The sequence below is a fragment of the Desulfobacter sp. genome (assembly GCA_028768545.1).
GTDB lineage: Bacteria > Desulfobacterota > Desulfobacteria > Desulfobacterales > Desulfobacteraceae > Desulfobacter.
This window is the reverse complement of sequence record CP054838.1, coordinates 252249-272092: the sequence shown is the minus strand read 5'-3', so window position 1 is coordinate 272092 and position 19844 is coordinate 252249. Positions and strand designations below refer to the sequence as shown.

Here is a 19844-nt window from a genome sequence, read left to right as displayed (position 1 = left end):
TTGTGGTTAAGTTGGGCCTAATATACCCAAACCAGGAGAAAAGGGAAAGCTGCATTTATAGTAAAATCATGTGGATTTTGACCTCTTAATTTTTACCCAGCTTTTCCTCTACGCTTTTAACTTTATCCTCCATGGTCTGGTCTCGGTCTGTCCGGGTACCCAGCTTGATTGTGGTGGTAATCCTCGGGGCACCCATGTCATGGATTCTTTCATGGCATTTTTTGACCACCCCAAAGACCGCATCATAATCGCCTTGAATATTTGTCCCATATGCGTGAAGTTCTGACTTGAGGCCTGCCTGGTTGATAATTTCATGGCAGGCAGCAACATATTTTGATACGGACAATCCCACGCCCAAAGGCACGACACACAGATCAATAATGACATTCATGGATCTTTCCTTTTGATTGTTTCAGGTTTTGGATATTGTAGCCAAATCAGCCTATCCTTGCAACAACCGGGACAGGATTGCCGGGAAGGGGGGGATGATTTGCTTTTGAAAAAGCGTAAATAAGTATATTTACAAAGTAAAAAAGTATGATAAGGTTAAAAGAAAAGGTTAAGCCGTGCCAAAGAAATGAACATAGCCAAACGATTGAGAAAGCAAATTGCGGGACGGTTGTTGCACGGACCCTCATCAAATAGACTCACAATTGTTAGGTCCCGCGGAAACGATATCATACACGAGGCCCTGGGGTTTCAGGGTAAAGATAATGAGCCGGAAACCGACCTACGAACAACTGGAAGCAAAAATACGTCAGATGGAGAAGGATACCGATGCCAAGCTTAAAAACAATGATCGGGACATTATTAGGACATTATCAGAGAGTTTTCAGCAGCTTGCCGACCTTTCCCAGGATGCCATCTATCTGTTTGATGTTGATTCGGGCACCTTTCCTTTTTTCAACAAGCGGTTTTTAAACCTGTTCGAGGTAGAAGAAGAGGGACATACCCTATTATCCTCCTACAGTGCTGCCCAGCACATCCACCCGGAAGACATCGAAAAACTCAGGGCGGCAAGGGGGAACACCTTAAAGACCGGGGGGACCCAGGGAGAGGTTGAATACCGCTACATTAATTCCGACGGAACAACCCGATGGATGCATGACCGGTGGTCGATCGTCCGGGACAGCCAGAACAGGGCCGTTGCCATAGAAGGATTCATAAGGGATAATACCCAAAAAAAACAAATCGAAGATGAACTCGAACACAGCCGCAACAGTGCCATGATCGGCAGCTATATCCTGCAGGACCGACGATTCAAGTATGTGAACCCCGAATTTTGCAGAATTACAGGGTATACAAAAACGCAATTGATCGGCATGGAATCTCTGGATCTTGTGCACAAAGATTACAGAGCACATGTCCGGAAAACTGCCGTTTTGATGCTGACCGGGCAAAGAACCACCCCTTATGAGTTTTGCGTCGTAACCCATACGGGTCAAGTAAAATGGGTAATGGAAACCATTACCCCTGTGAAACACGAGGGGACCCGGGCTGCCTTGGGATATTTTATGGATATCACCAAGCAAAAGCAGATTTCAAAGGAACAGCGGGACAAAGAGAAATTAAGAGCGATCCTTGAAATGGCAGGAGCTGTCAGCCACGAGCTGAACAACCCTTTACAGGTGGTATCCATCGGCATTGAAAAATTGGCCAATCCAAACCTGGCACAATCCCAGAAAGAGAATTTAATCCATCTGATCAAAAAGCACACATTGAGAATGATAGAATTGTCTTCAAAAATTCAAAGCATTTCGCAATATGCCACCAAGGATTATGCCGAAGGCAAGAAAATCTTTGATATTGATGCTGCACAGGAACTGCCGTTGACGGACACAAGCCTGTTATGATTTTTTTGATCGGGTATGATACCTCGGCCGGAGGGTGAACATTATCATCCGCAGGGCCTGGACCCGGATTGACCAAGAATAACTTGTGGCTGGCAACAAGATTTTTGCCCGGAAAAAATAAAAGAGACAATTTGCCCGGGGATCGATACAGATCCCCGGGCCTGGTAAGGGGGTCAACCCGGGGGGTCTTCTTCGTTGGCCTCCATCCGGGCCAGGATAATCTTAATCGTATCCTGGGCTCCTTTGGCCTCAAGGGTGCACCCGCCGGCACCGGCATGGCCGCCCCCGCCGAACTCGGACAGCATTTTTCCGATATTGACCCGGCAGTGGGGGTTGAATATGCTGCGGCCCACGCTGAGCAGAACATGGGTTTTTTCAGGGCCGGCATACCGGATTTTAACACTGGCAATGGTATGGGGAAACAGGGAATAGGTCAGAAACCGATTGCCCTGGGGCACCTTGTCCAGGGGCCTGAAGTCCGTCACGGAAATCTTGCCTTTCAAGGTGGTATAGTCAGTCAGGTATTGTCCAAAGGCCTTGTTCTCTGTGATAACCGCCTGGCAGCGGCCGGCCACCTCGGGATCTGCCAGTATTGCATCAATATCCATGGTTTTGAGCATGTCCACCAGGCGGTTCCAATAGGGAATATCCTGAAATCCTCGATTTTGGATGGTCATGGACAAAATGACATGGGGATAATTTTCTGGAAATTGGACCTGGTCCTTTGTCAGGTCTGCCGAGTCGATCATGTCGGTATTTTTTACCAGGTCATCAAACCGGCTGGAAAGTTTATTTCGGTTTTTATAATAGGTGTAAATGACGCCGGCAGCAGACGGGGCAATGTCAAAGGCTCCGGCAACTTGAGTCTCAGGCTTGTTGGAGACATGATGGTCGAACCAGAGACCGGCATTGGGGTGCCAGGGCAGGTTGGCCATGATATCTCCCTTGCAGACAGGAGCCTTTCCTGACTGGACCTCGTTGGGTTCCATCCAGACAATATCCATGGTGCTGTTTTCTGCCTCAAGGAGAAGAACGGCACAGACAATACCGTCAAAATCCGGGCGGGTCACTATTCTCATGGGGTATCCTTAAATATTTTAATGATAGGGGAGTCTTGGCCAATATGCCTTATTGATAAAGCATACACCTGGATTTTTCAAGGTGATATTTAAACCGCCTTTTTTTCAAGGGGTTTGGCTTGACCCTGCCATGGGACTGTGATTTTATATTTACAACTTTTTGAAAGTGTCATCAACCCGAATATTTCATGATAAATTGAGGGGGCTGGATGCTAATCTATATAAATACAGCAAGTTATAATTCTTTACCAAACCAATTCCAAGGGTGCAAATTGTCACCCTTCGGGCGAACCGATTTTACTTCATCTGAGGCGTTGCAGACCGTTTGCAGTAAAGTCACTGCGGCTTTAAGGCCTGGCGCCTTGCCGCTAGAGCAGAATCGATTCGTGAAAAATTCGGGTTAAAAGGCTGGGTCCAATGAAACCATTGAGCTTTAAGCGTATTGAAAAAGATTTTTTCAAGGGGAAAAATCCCTTAAAACAACTCTTGGCCATTTCCCTTGATCTTTTGGGGGCCAGGCATTCAGGCCTGCTGTACGGCACAGATGAGAGCCAGATGCGTTTTTTGCCCTCCTCATCCTGGGACCGGGGCATCATGGACCGGTTTGACGGCAAGGGTGCTGCCGGCCTGATACTCAGATTTTTGGGCACCTATATTGTCACGGCAAGGAAGTTGAGTCCTGTATTTTTTTATAAAAAAGATGCCAATGGCCAGCTCGAAGACAATCACGGTATTATTGCCTATGTACTTAGAAATTGTGCCGATTATTATAGAAAAGGGATCAACGTGGTCATCTGTCCGGATACGGACCCGGTCCTTAACAATTTCAAGGATATGGGCGGATATTGCCAAATTCCTTTTTTTATCTACAATGGCAACCGAATTTCAAGGCCCAAGAACCACATCAAGGTAGATACACGGATTGTTAAACATTTTAATTCAAGCAATTCTATTTATATCATTCTTCCGGATTATGGAATCCTGGTCATCAATACGGCGGATCCCCAACTTTTAAAAGTCCAGGAGGGAACATTTATCCGGGAAAAAGATCTGCGCCAGCGCCTGGATATTTTGATCCGCATGGTGAAAACCTCTTCTCTTGCATATCTTGAACGGCTCAAGGGCCAGGGGGCTCAGCTTCTCTGGCATAAGGAAGCGCATTTGCGAAAGGCCTATGCAGACCTGTCCAAAAATGAGAAAAAATTCAGGGACCTCTATGAACATGCCCCCATTGCTTATTTTTATTTGGATGCCCATGGGCTTATTTATCGATGCAATCGTCAGGCGGAACAATTGTCCGGGTTTGATCGCAAAACCCTGATTGGCAGGTCTGCATATCAATTGTTTTCTGATTCCGTAACAGGGGATCTCGGGTTTAAAACCATTTGGAAACGTCTTGAAAAAGGATCCAGGGTAAAAGATCTTGAACTTTGCCTGATTCACAAGAAAGGAGGGCTTGTCTGGACCAGCCTCTCAGTGGACGCCATCCGGGATGAACAAGGTGAGATAAGAAAAATGCGGGCCATGGCCGTGGATATTTCAAAACGCAAAACCCTGGAAAAACAATTATACTATGCTCAGAAAATGGAGGCCATCGGCACCCTGGCAAGGGGGATTGCCCATGATTTTAACAATGTGCTCTCTCCTGTTTCAGGCTACGCCCAGATAATGCTCATGGACCAGGACAGGGATCCCCAGGAGAAAGATCGGATTCAGGTCATTTTAGACTGTACCCGGCATGCCAAAGATTTGGTCAGCCAGATTCTGACCTTCAGCCGGCAAAAAGCCCATCAATTCATGCCCATCAAGGCCGGAAATGCCGTGGAGGAGTCCATGGTGCTGGTCCGTTCTTTTTTACCCTCGTCCGTTAAAATTCAGGCCCGGATTGACCTGGACTGCGGTTATATTATGGCAGATCCGGTCCAGGTCCATCAGGTAATCATGAACCTTGCGACCAATGCCTATCATGCCATGGAAACGGGGGGCTGTCTTGAGGTGGCCTTGTTCCGGCAGAAAATTCTGGATGATACCCAGGGCATTGCACAGGGCAGCTATGTCTGCCTGTCCATTTCAGATACGGGCCAGGGCATTGATCCGGCCGTGCTTCCCCAAATTTTTGAACCGTATTTTACCACAAAAAAAGACGGCAGGGGGTCGGGTATCGGACTTTCTGTGGTTCTCGGGATTGTCAAAGATCATGGCGGAGATATTCTGGTGGAAAGCCGTTTGGGTCAAGGCACGCATTTTAAACTCTATTTTCCGGTATGCCCCAAGCAGGGAGAGGCCTGGGAGGCAGAACCCAAGGCGTTGAACCTGGTCAAGGGAACCGAGTCTGTTCTGCTGGTGGATGATGAACCCAAAGTTGCCCTTATGCATACCCAGCTTTTGGAGCGGTTAGGGTATCGGGTGGTTTGTTTTTCCACGGGTAAAGATGCCTTGATTGCCTATGGGTTGAATCCTGGCGGGTTTGATTTGGTGATTACTGATTTTACCATGCCGGATATGGACGGGGGGCAGCTGGCAAAAGAAATTTGGGGAATGTTCAGAATTCTGTGTCACGGTTTCGGTTCCCGGATCTGCCTCAGCGCCAGCGGAAGTAAAAGTCAGGTCCGAGAATGGGCCTTCAATCAGCCACGTCGGAGGAGTTGACTTTTGCTGGAGTGGAGTTCCTGGAACCATCTTTTCCATCTGTAAATAAATCCCTATCAAATTCCCAGCTCTTTATCCAGCCGGCCTTCAAAGAAAATTGCCAACTGGGAAATTGTCAGTGACCAATTTTGAATCGGCATTGTCCATTTTTTACTGGCGTTCTGGATCCCCATGTAAAGCAGCTTTAACAGGCTGTCCTGGTTCGGGAATGATCCCTTTGTTTTGGTCAGTTTTCGAAACTGTCGATGCACAGCCTCAATGGTATTTGTGGTGTATATTATCCGTCGAATCTCTTCTGGATATTTAAAGAAATGACTGAGGCGTTCCCAGTTGTTCCGCCAGGATTTTATCACAATCGGGTATTTGTCATTCCATTTATTTTCCAAGATATCCAGTTCTTCTTCGGCCAGATCCTTATTGACCGCTTTATAAACACGTTTTAGATCTGCCATAAATTCCTTTTTATTTTTGGAACCAACGTATTTCAATGAATTTCGGATCTGGTGGACTACGCAGAGTTGAACTTCTGTGTCCGGGAATATGGTCTCAATGGCCTCGGGAAAACCTTTTAGACCATCAACACAGGCAATCAGGATATCTTTTACCCCTCGGTTTGAAAGGTCTGTTAACACCTGCAGCCAGAAGTTCGCACCCTCATTCTCGGATATGTACAGCCCAAGAACCTCTTTGCGGCCCTCGATATTCACCCCAAGAATTGTGTAAACGGCTTTGCTGCCGACCTTTCCGTTTTCTCGTACTTTATAATGTATGGCATCAAGCCATACGATTGGGTACACATTTTCCAACGGCCTGGCCTGCCATTCTTTGACGGTATGGATGATTTTATCGGTAATGGTGCTCAGAGTGGCATTTGAAATCTCAAGTCCATAGATTTCCTGTAAATGGGAAGCCATATCATTATAACTCATGCCCAGGCCGTAAAGGGCTATTATCTTTCTTTCAATTTCATCGCTGAGCGTTGTCTGATGTTTTTTGACGATCTGTGGAGAGAAGGTTCCGGCCCTGTCACGCGGGGTTTTTAGCTCAAATTTACCATCCAGGGATTTAATGGTCTTTTTGCTTTTTCCATTACGGCGGTTGGCAGAAACTTCCTGCCCGAGATGGGACTCCAACTCTCCTTCAAGAGCAGCTTCAGCAAGATTTTTGATTAATGATGTAAGGACGCCGCCCTTACCTGTGAAGGGTTTACCTTCCTGGATGCCTTTAAGGGCTTTTTGAAAATCAAATTCGGTGTTTTCTTCGGTCATGTCAGTTCTCCTTATTTAGCTGAGTATATCAGCTTTCATTCAACTGACACAGAATTTTGAACGCCCTCGAAATTTGCGCCATTGATCCACAGCAGCCAATACTCCTCTGCACAGGGTTGGGGTCCCATATTGATATAAAATTTGATGCTTGCGTGGCAGGGATTTTAAGCAAACCCGTGGAGATGAATCAATTGTCTGCCCTGATTCGACAGGCGTTGGACACCCCCCCCCCCACGAATCAAGCGAATGTTTAAAGCCGGGTGATCAGATGGGAGATCAAACGGTTTAGTTGGATTGATGCCCTGGCCGCGGTTTTGACCACCTCTTCCAAAGTGGTTTTTGCAGGATCGTCCGGATCATTGATATTGGTAATTAAAGAGAGTCCCAGAATCTGCATGCCGGCATGAACCCCGGCAATGGCTTCCATGATGGTGGAAAAGCCCACGGCATCCCCGCCAATGGCTTTTAAATATCTTGTTTCAGCAGGGGTCTCAAGGCTTGGCCCTGTTAATCCGGCATAGATGCCCTGTTGCAAGGATATGCCTGTGGCGGCTGCCGATGCTTTGGCCATGTCCTTTAATCTTTGATCATAGACCTGGGTCATATTCGGGAATCGAATTCCCCAGGCCTCTTCCTGGGGACCGGTCAAAGGATTTTTCCCTGTTAAATTAATATGGTCCTGGATGAGCATGATATCACCGGAAGAAAAGTTTAGGTTAATGCCGCCGGCGGCGTTGGATAGAATGAGCATTGGGACCTTTAATTCCTGGAGCAGGCGGACGGGAAAGGTGACTTCCTGAGGGGTATAGCCCTCGTACAGGTGGAATCGTCCCTGGAAAACAAGGATTTCTTTTTTTCCGAGCCTGCCGTGGACAAGAGATCCTTTGTGGCTGTCCACCGTGGCCTTGGGGAAATGGGGAAGATCTATGTAGTCAAACCAATGAATCTGTTCTAGGTCTGAAAGGGTCTCTGACAGGCCCGTGCCCATGATGACGCCCATGTCGGGCCGGACATGGATGCGCGATTTTATAAAACAGGCGGTTTCAATGACTTTCTGCCGGAATGATGCCATAAGAGATCCTTTGTTTAAACGTTATGAGACCGGACGGCTCTCTTCTCTTTTTACCATATATTTAGGGTCAAGGATATCCCGGATCAATTTGGACAAAGGCGGGCCGACAATGGGCTTTTCAATAAATTTTAATATGCCTATCTTTTGGGCCTCTTTTTTGGTGATTCGTTCGCTGTAATCCGTGCACAGGATAATGGGCAGATCTTTTTTCAATGCCAGCATTTTCATTGAAAGCCTTTCTCCTGTCATTTTCGGCATGGTCATATCCGTGATGACCAGATCAAATTTTTGGGGAGATTGTTTAAATTCGTCCAAGGCCTCTAGGCTGTCTTTAAAGGCATGGACCTGATACCCCAGGTCTTTAAGAAATTCAATGCTTGACTCGAGCACGGACGGTTCATCATCCACCACCATGATGGTTTCTTTTTGTCCGGGCAGAATAGGGTCTGTCTCTCCTGGCGGGCGGGAGTCTTTTTCCCTGTCATGCACAGGAAAGAAAACGCTGAAACAGGTGCCTTTATTTAGCTGGTTGTCCACCAGAATAAATCCGCCATGGTCTTGAACAATTCCATGGACGATTGACAATCCCATTCCGGTTCCCTGGCCGGTTTCTTTGGTGGTAAAATAGGGGTTGAATATCTTTTCCAATGTATGATCATCCATGCCGGTTCCGGTATCCCTTACCCGGAGTTTAACATAGGCCCCTGGCAAAATTTTTGTCTCCTGCCTGATCTCTTCTCGGGTGAGGATGACATCATCCAGTTGAATGGACAAAAGACCCTTGTCCCCTGAAATGGCCTGAAAGGAATTGGTGCACAGGTTCATGATCACCTGGTGAATGTGGGTGGGATCTGCAAGAATGGTCGACTGGGAAGAGACCTGGGTTTTAATTTCAATAAATGAGGGGATGGATGCCCTGAGCAGTTTTGCCGCCTCTTTGACAATCAGGGCGATTTTCAGGGGGTGTTTTTTATACTGGTATTTTCTGCTGAAGGTGAGTATCTGCCTGACCATGTCCACGGCACGGTTTGACCCCTTGATAATCTGTTCAAGATGGCGGGTCAGTTTTTCAGGATGGTCAAGGTTGAGTTTTCCCAATTGGGCATACCCGAGGATTCCCGAAAGAATATTGTTGAAATCATGGGCAATTCCGCCTGCCAATGTGCCGATGGCTTCCATTTTCTGGGAGGTGACCAGCTGTTTTTCCATCTGTATTTTTTCTGAGATGTCTCTGATATGAACCACCAGGCGGTTTGTCTTTCCTGAATGATCCGTATAGGGACAGATGGTAATATCCACCTGGCGGTTGCCAATCCCTTGGTACTTTATCTCATCCTGGATATTAAACATTTGCCCTGAAAATCCCTTGTCGAGCCGGGGCTTGATCTTTGTTTCAAATATTGATTCACTCAATACCTCGGGAATGGTTTTGCCCAGCATTTGGTTTTCCTCAAACCCGTATGCCTTAAGATAGCTGTCACTCACCGCTTCATATTGATATGCCCTGTTGATCAGGGCAATTTGGTCTTGTGAGGTATCGACGATCCGCTTGTATTGTTTGAGTTGTTCTTCATACTCGTGGCGGATGGTAATATCCCTTGATATGCCCATGATGCCGTCTGTGCTTCGGGTCTGACCCTTGAGGCTTTTTTTAACGACCTGGAATCGCCGCAACTTGTTTTGCCTGTCCTTTATGAGCCTTTGATTTTTAATGGGGAACCCTGTTTCCAGGATGCACAGGTCTTCTTTTTCAAATTGTTCAGCCAGTTTTTCCGGCCAGAGATCAGCGCAGGATTTGTTGATGATATTTTCGGGCTGAAGACCCACAAAATTTGCAAAGGCCTGGTTGGCCATGACAAATTTTGTGGGCGCATTCCCATTTTCCCGGTTATACCGCTGGCACTGGATTGTGCATGTTTGCCATCTGCTTCAGGCAGTTCCAACGCCCTGCTTTATAAAATGATCGCAGCATAATCATTTTTTCTGCATTCTCCCGATACCAAAAGATGCATGGACCTTTAAGACGTAAATTCACGACTCTCCGAATCGAACTTTCAATAGCACCGCTGCCAATAGGTAAGTTCAACGCTTTTACAGTTGAGAAATTAAGCCTCAGTTCATTGCGCACAAAATAATCCCGTTCCGTCTTGATAGCCTTACTGTTTCTGCCTCTACAAAGCTTCTGGACGGCCTGTACCACCTCAATCGCCTTTCCCTTCAGCAGAAGACCTCGCTGCTTCGATACCCAGCGTTTGCGTTCCTTGGATGACCAGGTCTTCCTTAAGCCTGCTACTGTACCCAGATGCTCAACTGCATGGTAGAAATCGAGAAGTTCATACACACGCTCAGGAGCCAAACCCAATGCTTTTAGCAGTCCGGGGATTCGATTCCAAATCCAATGTGCCCCATCTGCAACAAACAGTATTTTGTCTGAGTTCTGAATATGAAGGGAGTTCAAATAACCCTTTAACAAGTGGAATACACCATCCGGTCCATTGAAACAGCCATCAATAAATGGTGAAAAGCTTTTTTCTTGTTTTCCATGGGCGTCCACTACATAAATGATCAAAAGCTTGGGTTCTCGCCATGCCCCACGAAATCGGGTTCTATCCTTTTGGGTTTTTGGTCCCCTTTTCTTCTCTCTGAGCCGAGTGCGGCCACCATCAGTGCTGATAACGACTCGCCGCCCTTCAAGTAAATCTCTATCATTTAATGGGATTCGGCCCGCTTGTTGTTCGGCTCGAGCCCGCTCTGCGTACCGATAGGTCAGTTTACGGATGACCTTTATACCCAACGTCATCCCACGGTCACAAAGCACTTGACGGACTTCTTCAAAAGAACTTAATAAGGCTGACCAAGAACTCACCATAGAAGCCAAAGCAGGCGAGCAGCGATCATGGATTCCAAGAAGGATTAAGCCAGCGTATGCACCTTTATATCTTTTTCCTTTTCGGCGGTCACAGGATCTTCGATAGTATCGAACATGAATATCAACCGAACTATCTGTACAAAGCTGAATCCAAACGGTCTCAAGCCCTTCGCTTTTCATCCGGCCCGGCCAATTGGACATCAATTCTTTTTCTTGGTCGACCTGTTCAGAGGAATCTACTGAGGCCTGGATCTTTTTTTTAAAAAAAAAGCGCTTATCCGATTTGTATACTCAAGGATTTCCTGCTCCATCTGTTCTAATTTGTTAGCGTTACGAACCAAGCGATTTGGATCTTCTTCCAGTTCTTTGAGGCATGCAAGGACTTCATCAACAGTATTACAATCTTCAGCTTTCTTCATTAGCACAATCCATTTATGTTCATTTCAGCGTAACAGAGGATATCATTCTTTTTGCTCTAAAAGACAGGCCTTTTTAAAACCGGGAAAATGGGAATGCGCCCAATTTTGTGTTTTTATCCTTAAACCAGACTATGTCGGGAATATTGTCCAGGATGGCCATGAGTCTTTTTTCATTCTGCCTTGCCTTTTTCTGCTCCGATTTAAGATGGGCCATTGTCAGATGCATGACAAAAGAGAGGGTCACAGCGGCCATAAAATAGGTGGTATAAAGGTCAATAAACCTGGCCGGGCCGGACGCATAGGCAACAATGGCGGATGGCCAGAGGTATTGGCCAAAAAAGAGCAGCCCCATGGGGCCGCAGAGCAACAGAATGGAAATTAACCGGTTTTTTCCGGTAACGATGAGGTTGGCCAAAGAAAGGATGATCAAAGAAAAGATAATGGTCGGCCCTGAAATGCCGTCGGTATAGATCCAGGACAAAAGGGTAAAGGCAGAGGCAAATCCGATGCAACCCCAGTATACGGGTAAAAAAACAGTCTTAACCCGGGCCAGGTAGTAAAGAAAACAAAAGCCAAGCCCGAAGACAAGACCGCCAATGGCCAGGGCTTTATCCGGGCGGATCCATTGGTTAAAAGGGATGCTGACAAACAGGATAATGGCCAGAAAGGCGCACATCCCGTTTAAACACCGGTGCTCGGGTTCAAATTGCCCTAACGGGCCGAAAACAAAATTAAGCATATTTTTTATGGGGGGGGGGTAAAATAGGTCATAAACTTATCAAGGATCTAATGGGGTAAACATCCAGTCTGTTCGGCAGGCAAGATATTCTGTAATTTTGCACAAAAAACAATGATTCATCCAAAACAAAAGAGGTGTCTTTTATAATAAAACAAACCGGTTGTCAATGAGATGATGCGATCCTGAATCCACCCGCAAGGCAGGGAAGATGGCCAAAATTAAAATATAAAATTAGGCTGTGGATTCTGGATAACCCTTTGTAAAATCCGGACCAGGCAAAGGGGCTTGTCTATTATCCCTCATCATAAACCCGGGCTGTGCAACCAAAGAATAAAGAGGCCGGTCAAAAGCTTTTCTTTGATCCTTATTTGTATTATACCCTAAACCCATGAACTCGCTGAAATATTACTATTCTGTGGGCAGGTGCAAGACAGACCCGCCAAGAGAGGCCCAGATCAAAATCAAACGGTCCAGCTTTATCTGTTCGCTGGCCTATGCCGACTCCATGGCCGCGGCAAAGCAATTTATCACCGCCGTGGCCAGGGAACATAAAACCGCTACTCATAATTGCTGGGCTTATGTGGTGGGGGATCAGGGGGAGATCAGCCATTGTTCAGATGCAGGAGAACCGGCCGGCACGGCAGGAAAACCCATGCTCAATACCCTGCTGGGACATGATATGACATGCGTGGCTGCTGTGGTGACCCGGCATTTCGGAGGGGTCAAGCTGGGCATCCGGGGCTTGATTGAGGCCTATTCTCTCTCAGTTGCTGCCGCCATTGATCAAAAACCCCTGATAAAATTGTTGAAAACCGAATTGTTCCGGGTGGATCTGAGCTATGGGATGAACGATTCCTTTTTGAACAGGATCAAATCATTCAGAGCCCAGGTGATCCATACAGACTACGGGGAAAAGGTTGTCCACGATCTTGAGGTCGAACTGGCAGATCTTGACAAGGTTGAATGTTTTTTATCTGAATACAAGCATTCAGGGTCCCTTGAATATACCCGGCCCGGCTTGGATTAAGATTAGAGCCGGGTGGTGATCATTTCCCAGGCTTTTCTCCGGTCATCCGTCTTATTGGCGCAGGACATTTCAATGAGTCTGACCCGGGTAAGATCCTGGGTAATGACGGTGGACGAATGAATTCCCTTGACCTTGGTATCCGTAAAAATACGTCCCTTGACATCCAGAATGGGTTTTGGCGGGCTGGCGTAGCTTTGGCGCTGGAGATTGAACTTTTCACTGATCCAGTGTTTTACGGTTTCTGAGAGTATTGTCAGCTCTTTTTCTGCTTTAGCGGTTTCTCGTTCAAGCCGGTTTTTTTTTCGGCGGAATTCGGCAATTTTCTGGTTGTGCCGTTCCGGGTCTAACAAGGGCTGTTCTTTATTTTTGCCGGCGGTATTTAACCGGGCCAATTTTTGCTCTATCTCTGCTAGTTGGTTTTCCAGATTGATTTTTTCCCGGGACTGGTTGTCGTAATTGCCCTGGTTCTTTTCGATCTGCCGGTTTAAAAAATTCATCTCTTTTTGCATATACGGGGAAATGCCCACGGCAATGGTTGAAGGCAATGTCTTTATGGAGCCGACATGGTAAATTTTTGCCCCGCCCCGTGCAGAGACCGAGGATGCGAATAATTTGCCCTGTGACATTTCAAAGGTGCCTTCCAGAACAAGGGTGCTTTCCACCACTTCTTTTTCAATGTCCATATCTCCCATGCACGATAGTCTTGAGCGGTGGACAAATCCCGCACTGATTCCGCCCCGGGTTCTGATGGTGGCATCTGTAATGTCGTTGGCTACGGATACGTCTCCCTGGGAAATAATGGTCCCCCCGTCCACGGACCTGACAACCACGTCTTTTGCCTCAACCCTGAATCCGCTTTTGATGGTTCCGGTAATAAATACGCTTTTATCAAATTTGACATGGCCGGTGTTATAATCCACATCCCCCCGGATGACATGTGCATCAGTGACCGTGATAACCCCGTCCCGATTCAGCATGGGGTATCCGTCGATCAGCGCATGGGCTGTCAGCTTGTCTTGGGAGAATCCGACTCCGTCACCGCAGAGGATGTCCATGTCACGGGGCGGGTCGGCCGTCACTGTATCTCCAAAGACATTGATTCCGTCCCGTCCGGATATACAAGGGATTTTTTCTGCCAGTACATCCCCTTTTAATACCGAAGGGATTTCCCCCCGGTCTTTAAAATCCATTGAGCCGTCTTTGCCCAGCAGCCCTGCAGAAAGATAATTTTGATCAAAGAGATAAAAAATCCGGGCATCGGTTCCCTGGACCGGGGGCAGTCCTTTGGCCAGTTCAAACCGGGTCTGGGTATTGCCGCTTTTTATAAAGTTTTCCAGGGCATTATCATCAACAAGCCCGAAAATAATACCGTTGTCGTCAAAAATCTCTTTTAAATCAAACAAGGTAAGATTAGGGTCGAACTCTTCTGTTTTGATCATAAAGGCCGTCAGACCGTCTTCAGAGATGAGAATTACCCAGTGATGTCCGGTTAGGTTTTTGCTTGCTCAATAATTTTTTGATCTTTGACAATATTGTCCCTGTTTGAACTATGAGAGCCCTGCTCCTCGCAGCCAAACAGGTCATTTAGAATGGCGGTTCGCAGCTGCCGAACTCTTTTGATCGTGACCTTTTCATTAAACTGTTTTTGGCAATGGATTGCCAGTAACAGGTAAGTGATAAGGCCGCCAAGAATCTGAACCATAAGGCCGTATTCACTGCGGGCAATGAGATGATATACCTTCAGATGTTCTTTCCACCATTTGAAAAAATCCTCAATGGTCCACCGGAGTTTATAAATTGTTGCTATTTGTTCCGCTGTTAAATCATGCCTGTCAGTTGCCACATAGTATTTGACGCCAGCAATTTTATAGCCAACAACCCGAACAGGCCTTTTCGTCTGGTTTTGATTCGGAGTACCAAGTTTAACCAGTGCATCATAAAAAATGTAGCTGTCGGAAGGGGTCTCGTGGTTATCAATAATTGTTCTTGTTGTCCTGGTTTTTATACGGCAGACAAAATGTTTGCCTTGCTCCTGAAGCAGGTCAAATTCTTTATGGGATTGATATCCACGATCCATAACACCTGTTTGCCCCTTGGAAAGTATTTTGGGAACAAAAGTGCGTTCAGCGCCGTTGCCTTCAGTCAAAAAGATTTTGTTTGGGATTCCGTGATTAATGTCAAATCCGCAATGTACTTTGGCTTTTTTACTTCCTTTTCTGTAGTTCGCCCAGTGCATTGAAAGGACTGCATTTATGAGACTACCGTCAATGGAAACCAACTCTCCTAACTCGGCGTGTTCACCCGGATGACACTCAAGAGCCTGTTTATAAAGATCCTCAAAGATAAATTGCAGTTGTTCGAGTCCCCTGTGATTGATGGCTTCACAGAAACTACTACGGCTGATACCACCGTCTGGCGCAATATTTTCTTTAGCAAAAACATTCTCCTTGAGATCCTGAATTAAATGTCGGGCAGACTTGTGCTCCTGAAGATGGAAATAAACCAAAGCATTTATCTGGTCTTCGAATGTCATTTTTAAAGGGCGGTCTCCTCGAGATTGTAATTCCGGTGCTTTTGAAAGTGACTTTATCAGAGGGCACCTGAAATTGTCAAAGTTCAGGGACCGTAGTTGTTTTTTAGGGACTGAGATGTGCGTCATTTGAGCTCCTTGAGTTAAATTTTCAAGGCGCACAAAAATTTTTACGCACATTTGTCAACACAAAACCGACTGTTTTTTCAATGATTTTAGATGCTTTTTATATGCAACAACCTAACCGGACACTACTGAAAATAATTATATTTTGAGTGATATCAAATGAATCCCTGGATTCCCAAATATATTAAAGAAAAACAGCAGGGCGGGTTGTCCAAGAAAATCAAACAATCCTCGGCGCTTCTGTCATCTTGCACCCTATGTCCAAGGCAATGCAAAGTGGATCGGACAAAGGGAGAAAAAGGGTATTGCTCAACAGGAAACAAGGCGGTTGTCTCAAGTTTTTCAGCTCATTTTGGTGAAGAACCGCCATTAGTCGGGAATAAAGGTTCAGGCACTATTTTTTTTCCCATTGCAACCTGAAATGCGTTTTTTGTCAAAATTATGATATCAGTGTTTGCGGCATGGGCCAAGAGGCTGATGATGTGGAAATCGCCTCTACCATGCTGTATCTGCAAAACCAAGGCTGCCATAATATCAACCTGGTCACCCCCAGTCATGTGGTGCCTCATATTTTAAAGGCATTGGATATCGCTGTTGATTGTGGATTGAACATCCCCCTGGTTTACAATTGCTCCGGGTATGAAAGCATTGACACCCTGAGGATCTTAAAAGATATCGTTGATATTTACATGCCGGATTTTAAATTTTGGGACCCTGATCTTTCCAAAAGATACTGCAATGCCCGGGATTATCCCCAAACCGCCAGGCAGGCTATCAGGGAGATGAACGACCAGGTGGGGGATCTAACGCTGGATTCAAACGGCATTGCCCGTTCAGGACTTATTGTCAGGCATCTTGTCATGCCTGGAAATCTGGATGACACCTATTATATTTTAAAATTTTTAAAAGAAAAGGTGTCTTTACATGCCCATGTGAATATCATGTCCCAATACCGTCCCATGGGGAAGGCCTGCCAGATTAAAGCACTTTCAAGTCCTTTATTGCCTGAAGAATTTAAAACGGCAGTCGAGATGGCCAAATCCTTTAACCTGGAAATCATCCGGTGAATTCAGGCACAGTTATAGCCGGGACCACGGCATGGCTTCTTCCATCTCAAAGGCGAGCTGAAGCAGCCGCTTGTCCCGGCCATAGGCTGCGGCAAATTGAATTCCCAGGGGCAACCCCTGCCTGCCCTTTCCCAGGGGTAATGAAATGGCCGGGGCGCCGGCTAAATTCTGATACGCGGTAAAGGGGATGAATTTTTTCAGCCGTTCAAATGCAATATCAAACTCCAGTGTTGTACTCAGATAGCCCAATTGGGGGGACGCGTCCGAGGCTGTCAAAGAGAGGAGAATATCATATTTTTTAAAAAAACGGTCATAGGTGTGGGCGAATTTGCGCAACCGCCTGATCACAAATGGCGTTTTTAGAATATTGTTCCGGTAATAACGGCTCAGCCCCAGTGTAAATCTTTCAAGCTTGCTTTTGTCTATGGGGGTCCCGGTGATCTTATGCCCGAAATGATGAAATGAAAACGCCAGGGCAGCCCAATAAAAGAAAAAATCATCCATTACCTGTTTATGAAAGGGAAATGGAATTTGTTCAACCCTGTGACCGAGCGCCTCGCAAATCTTTCCCGCCTTGATGACCTGGTCAACCCCGTTGGCGTTGTCCGGTGAAAAATGGGGGGCCTCCGTAATCAATGCAATACGCAGCCGTTGTTTTCCCGGATGCCTTACCTCACCGATTTCTGGTAATTTGTGATGGGAACAATATTTTTCAGCCCCGGCGTAAAATGCCGCGGTATCACGGGCCGTCCGGCTCAGAATGCCGTGGCTGACCAGATTTATCGGCATTTTATCAGCGCCGTCCCTGTTGGGTAGCCGCCCCGGGGAAGGCTTCAGCCCGACCAGTCCGCAGCATGAGGCGGGAATCCGGATTGAGCCTCCCCCGTCATTTCCATGGGCAATGGGAACTACCCCGGTCGCAACCAGTGCGGCTGACCCCCCCGAAGAACCGCCTGTTGAGTGACCCAGGTGCCATGGGTTGCGGGTGGGACCGCTGACAAGGGGTTCTGTTGTCCCCGTCAATCCCAATTCCGGCAGAGCGCTTTTCCCAAGGGGGATAAATCCCATGGCCCTGTATTGGGCGACAAATTTGCTCGAGGTCTCAGCCGGTTTGCCGGATACGGCCCGGGAGCCAAACGGGTTGGAACCCCCTTTACATCGTCGGTGTCCTTTATAAATGAGGGGACTCCGCCAAATGGGCCCTTTATGGATTGCCCTGCCTGAACACGCGCCTGTTCAAACATTTTTGCAGCAATGGCATTGATTTTAGGATTTACTTTCCGGGCACGCGCTGTGGCTGCCTCCACAGCTTCAGCAGCCGTAATTTTTCCACTCCCAATCAATCGGGCCAGTTCAACACCGTCCAGGGTGCCCAGTACATCATTGCAGTATGCGCTTGCGATTTTATTTTCCATTTTCCTCTATTCTTAATTTCATGTTTGCAGCCCATCAATTCCACTCGTTTGAAACCGCACTTATCAATTTTGGAGAAAGTATACCCTGGGGAACTAAATTTAGACTAAATTGAGTTGCTTTTTTTTATGCAAAATAGAGAAAAATAAAGAAAAAAGGCGTTTTGGCAAAATTGCCAGAACGCCTTTAAATACTTGAGATTACTGGAGCCGGCGAGCGGAGTCGAACCGCTGACTTGATCATTACGAGTGAACTACTCTACCAACTGAGTTACGCCGGCGTTTAAATTGTTTGGATCATTGCCGGGATAAAGTCAAATTGCGACTCTATTTCCGTTTGGTCCATCTGTGTGTTAAAACCAATTCCAGTGAATCATTAACAATGATTTGTAGACTATCTACATATATGAATATCAAAATGCAAGAAAATATTGTTCATGGAAAACCTAAACTTATGAAGCGGTCGGCGTCAAGGCTGTGCTCCTGACACCAGAGACGATGGGCAATGGGAATTTTGGGCCCCTTGATCTTTGATTGGTGATTTTGCCGGGAATGATTGCCTGTGCCGGAAAAGGTACAGAACCCAACGCGGATTCCACCGGAAGGAGAGCCGCCAAAAGCTCACCCCTTTGATGTCCTGCTGTGATATTCCTTTGAATTTAAAAATCCATTTAAAACAGATTGCCGGCTGCTTCCTGAGTTAAGGCGGTTCACCCAATGGGCGAGCCCGCCGGGATCAGGCTGTCTCCCTAAAACGCCCTGGTACAGGTCCCTTACATATTCGGTATTATTTTTATGTCTATTCGTATATTCAAAAGATTTGAAAAATTGAGTGATCACCCATGTCCGGCTTTGTCCCTGGTCAAGCAATTGTTTCCAATGCCGAACCCCTGCCTTGTCAGGCTGTCTGTCCAAGATTGAATAATACAGAGAACGAACAAAGGTGTCATCGTTGGCATTTAAGCTTGCAACCGATGGTGCAGGGGATGACGCTTTTGGGGGGTGAGGTGTCTGCACCGGGGCCTTTGGGGCCGTTTGCCTGTTTAAATTCACAGGCAGATAATGATAACTAATTTTCCCTGTTAAGTTTCCGATATCCACGGACGCATACCAGCTCGCCGGTTTGCTCAGACTCATTTGCTCATTGGCCATTCGAACCGTATTTTTTTCTGAATTGCCTGGCTCGTGTCCGCCAATCCTTACCTGTCTGCGCTTATACCCATAACGATGGTCCGGTCCCCAGGATAAGATGGCAACCGTGTTTTTGTTTTTGCTGTTTATGGCTTTGTTCGTGAGCTTGAGCGACATCCCCATTTGCCCGGGGCAGCAATATTTGGTTGGGAGGAGGGGACCAGCCTGCGTTTACAACAAGACGCCCTTTTGGATATAGTGGATCACTATACTCTATCCACTGCCAGGATCTGTCTGTTGAAAAATGGGATTTAACCCCATTGGGCGAGACTTTTATCCACTCTCCGTCGGCGTTTCTTTTTTTCCATTCCGTTTTTACATCAACCAAATTCCAGCATTGTTTATCGGCAGCGTCAGCAGCATTTTTATTTATTCCGATTAAAATTAAAGTGACGATTAAAATCGTCAAAAATTTGATGGGATAGACTGGTTTCATAACCACCTCTCGCAGAATTGATTATACGAGTGAACGACCCTGTGAACGAATTTTGTTGGACTCATGGTAAAACTAAATGGAATCTTCGGGTAAATCAAGGAAAAGCT

The 19844-nt window shown here is 46.5% G+C and carries 17 protein-coding genes, 1 tRNA gene and 1 pseudogene; 4 read left to right on the top strand and 15 right to left on the bottom strand.

Annotated features, from left to right (window positions below; all coding sequences use genetic code 11):
* Positions 1–85 precede the first annotated feature (85 nt).
* Entirely contained in the window at positions 86–391 is a 306-nt protein-coding gene (locus HUN05_01265; GenBank protein WDP83962.1) for an MTH1187 family thiamine-binding protein, read from the bottom strand.
* Positions 392–713: 322 nt separating this feature from the next.
* On the opposite strand from HUN05_01265, the gene HUN05_01260 reads away from it, so the two are divergent.
* Entirely contained in the window at positions 714–1853 is a 1140-nt protein-coding gene (locus tag HUN05_01260; GenBank protein ID WDP83961.1) for a PAS domain S-box protein, read from the top strand.
* Between the two features lie 173 nt (positions 1854–2026).
* Here the strand turns inward: HUN05_01260 and HUN05_01255 are convergent, their stop codons facing one another.
* Positions 2027–2932 (bottom strand): exopolyphosphatase, encoded by a 906-nt coding sequence (locus tag HUN05_01255; GenBank protein WDP83960.1) that lies wholly within the window; start codon positions 2930–2932, stop codon positions 2027–2029.
* 417 nt (positions 2933–3349) lie between these two features.
* Between HUN05_01255 and HUN05_01250 the strand changes: the two genes are divergently transcribed.
* Positions 3350–5581: a PAS domain S-box protein gene (locus HUN05_01250; GenBank protein ID WDP83959.1), complete on the top strand. Its 2232-nt coding sequence runs from the start codon at positions 3350–3352 to the stop codon at positions 5579–5581.
* Positions 5582–5637: 56 nt separating this feature from the next.
* On the opposite strand, the gene HUN05_01245 is transcribed toward HUN05_01250, so the two are convergent.
* The 6 genes from HUN05_01245 to HUN05_01220 form a co-directional block, all read right to left on the bottom strand.
* Complete coding sequence (locus HUN05_01245; protein WDP83958.1) at positions 5638–6849, bottom strand: IS256 family transposase; 1212 nt, start codon at positions 6847–6849, stop codon at positions 5638–5640.
* Positions 6850–7099: 250 nt separating this feature from the next.
* Positions 7100–7921: a purine-nucleoside phosphorylase gene (locus HUN05_01240; protein ID WDP83957.1), complete on the bottom strand. Its 822-nt coding sequence runs from the start codon at positions 7919–7921 to the stop codon at positions 7100–7102.
* Between the two features lie 21 nt (positions 7922–7942).
* The gene (locus HUN05_01235) at positions 7943–9775 is read right to left on the bottom strand and encodes a response regulator (protein WDP83956.1); all 1833 of its coding nucleotides are present in this window, start codon (positions 9773–9775) and stop codon (positions 7943–7945) included.
* Positions 9776–9809: 34 nt separating this feature from the next.
* Positions 9810–10970, bottom strand: coding sequence for a hypothetical protein (locus HUN05_01230; GenBank protein WDP83955.1), 1161 nt, complete (start codon positions 10968–10970; stop codon positions 9810–9812).
* 56 nt (positions 10971–11026) lie between these two features.
* On the bottom strand, positions 11027–11209 hold the full coding sequence (locus tag HUN05_01225; GenBank protein WDP83954.1) for a hypothetical protein: 183 nt from the start codon (positions 11207–11209) through the stop codon (positions 11027–11029).
* A 73-nt stretch (positions 11210–11282) separates the two neighbouring features.
* Complete coding sequence (locus HUN05_01220; protein ID WDP83953.1) at positions 11283–11885, bottom strand: hypothetical protein; 603 nt, start codon at positions 11883–11885, stop codon at positions 11283–11285.
* Positions 11886–12336: 451 nt separating this feature from the next.
* On the opposite strand from HUN05_01220, the gene HUN05_01215 reads away from it, so the two are divergent.
* Positions 12337–12975: a YigZ family protein gene (locus HUN05_01215; GenBank protein WDP83952.1), complete on the top strand. Its 639-nt coding sequence runs from the start codon at positions 12337–12339 to the stop codon at positions 12973–12975.
* A 2-nt stretch (positions 12976–12977) separates the two neighbouring features.
* Here the strand turns inward: HUN05_01215 and HUN05_01210 are convergent, their stop codons facing one another.
* On the bottom strand, positions 12978–14414 hold the full coding sequence (locus HUN05_01210; protein ID WDP83951.1) for a DUF342 domain-containing protein: 1437 nt from the start codon (positions 14412–14414) through the stop codon (positions 12978–12980).
* 50 nt (positions 14415–14464) lie between these two features.
* Positions 14465–15634 (bottom strand): IS4 family transposase, encoded by a 1170-nt coding sequence (locus HUN05_01205; protein WDP87867.1) that lies wholly within the window; start codon positions 15632–15634, stop codon positions 14465–14467.
* Positions 15635–15790: 156 nt separating this feature from the next.
* Between HUN05_01205 and HUN05_01200 the strand changes: the two are divergent.
* Positions 15791–16698 (top strand): annotated as a pseudogene (locus HUN05_01200) (radical SAM protein).
* A 12-nt stretch (positions 16699–16710) separates the two neighbouring features.
* Here the strand turns inward: HUN05_01200 and HUN05_01195 are convergent.
* The 5 genes from HUN05_01195 to HUN05_01175 all read right to left on the bottom strand — a co-directional run bounded on the left by HUN05_01195 (position 16711) and on the right by HUN05_01175 (position 19737).
* Positions 16711–17721, bottom strand: a complete 1011-nt coding sequence (locus tag HUN05_01195; protein ID WDP83950.1) for an amidase — start codon at positions 17719–17721, stop codon at positions 16711–16713.
* Positions 17718–18113, bottom strand: coding sequence for a hypothetical protein (locus tag HUN05_01190; protein WDP83949.1), 396 nt, complete (start codon positions 18111–18113; stop codon positions 17718–17720). Before HUN05_01190 ends, HUN05_01195 begins: the two co-directional genes overlap by 4 nt.
* 202 nt (positions 18114–18315) lie before the next feature.
* Positions 18316–18391: transfer RNA gene (locus tag HUN05_01185), tRNA-Thr, on the bottom strand.
* Between the two features lie 340 nt (positions 18392–18731).
* Entirely contained in the window at positions 18732–19211 is a 480-nt protein-coding gene (locus tag HUN05_01180) for a DUF4214 domain-containing protein (protein WDP83948.1), read from the bottom strand.
* A gap of 112 nt (positions 19212–19323) precedes the next feature.
* Positions 19324–19737: a hypothetical protein gene (locus HUN05_01175; GenBank protein ID WDP83947.1), complete on the bottom strand. Its 414-nt coding sequence runs from the start codon at positions 19735–19737 to the stop codon at positions 19324–19326.
* Positions 19738–19844: the final 107 nt, after the last annotated feature.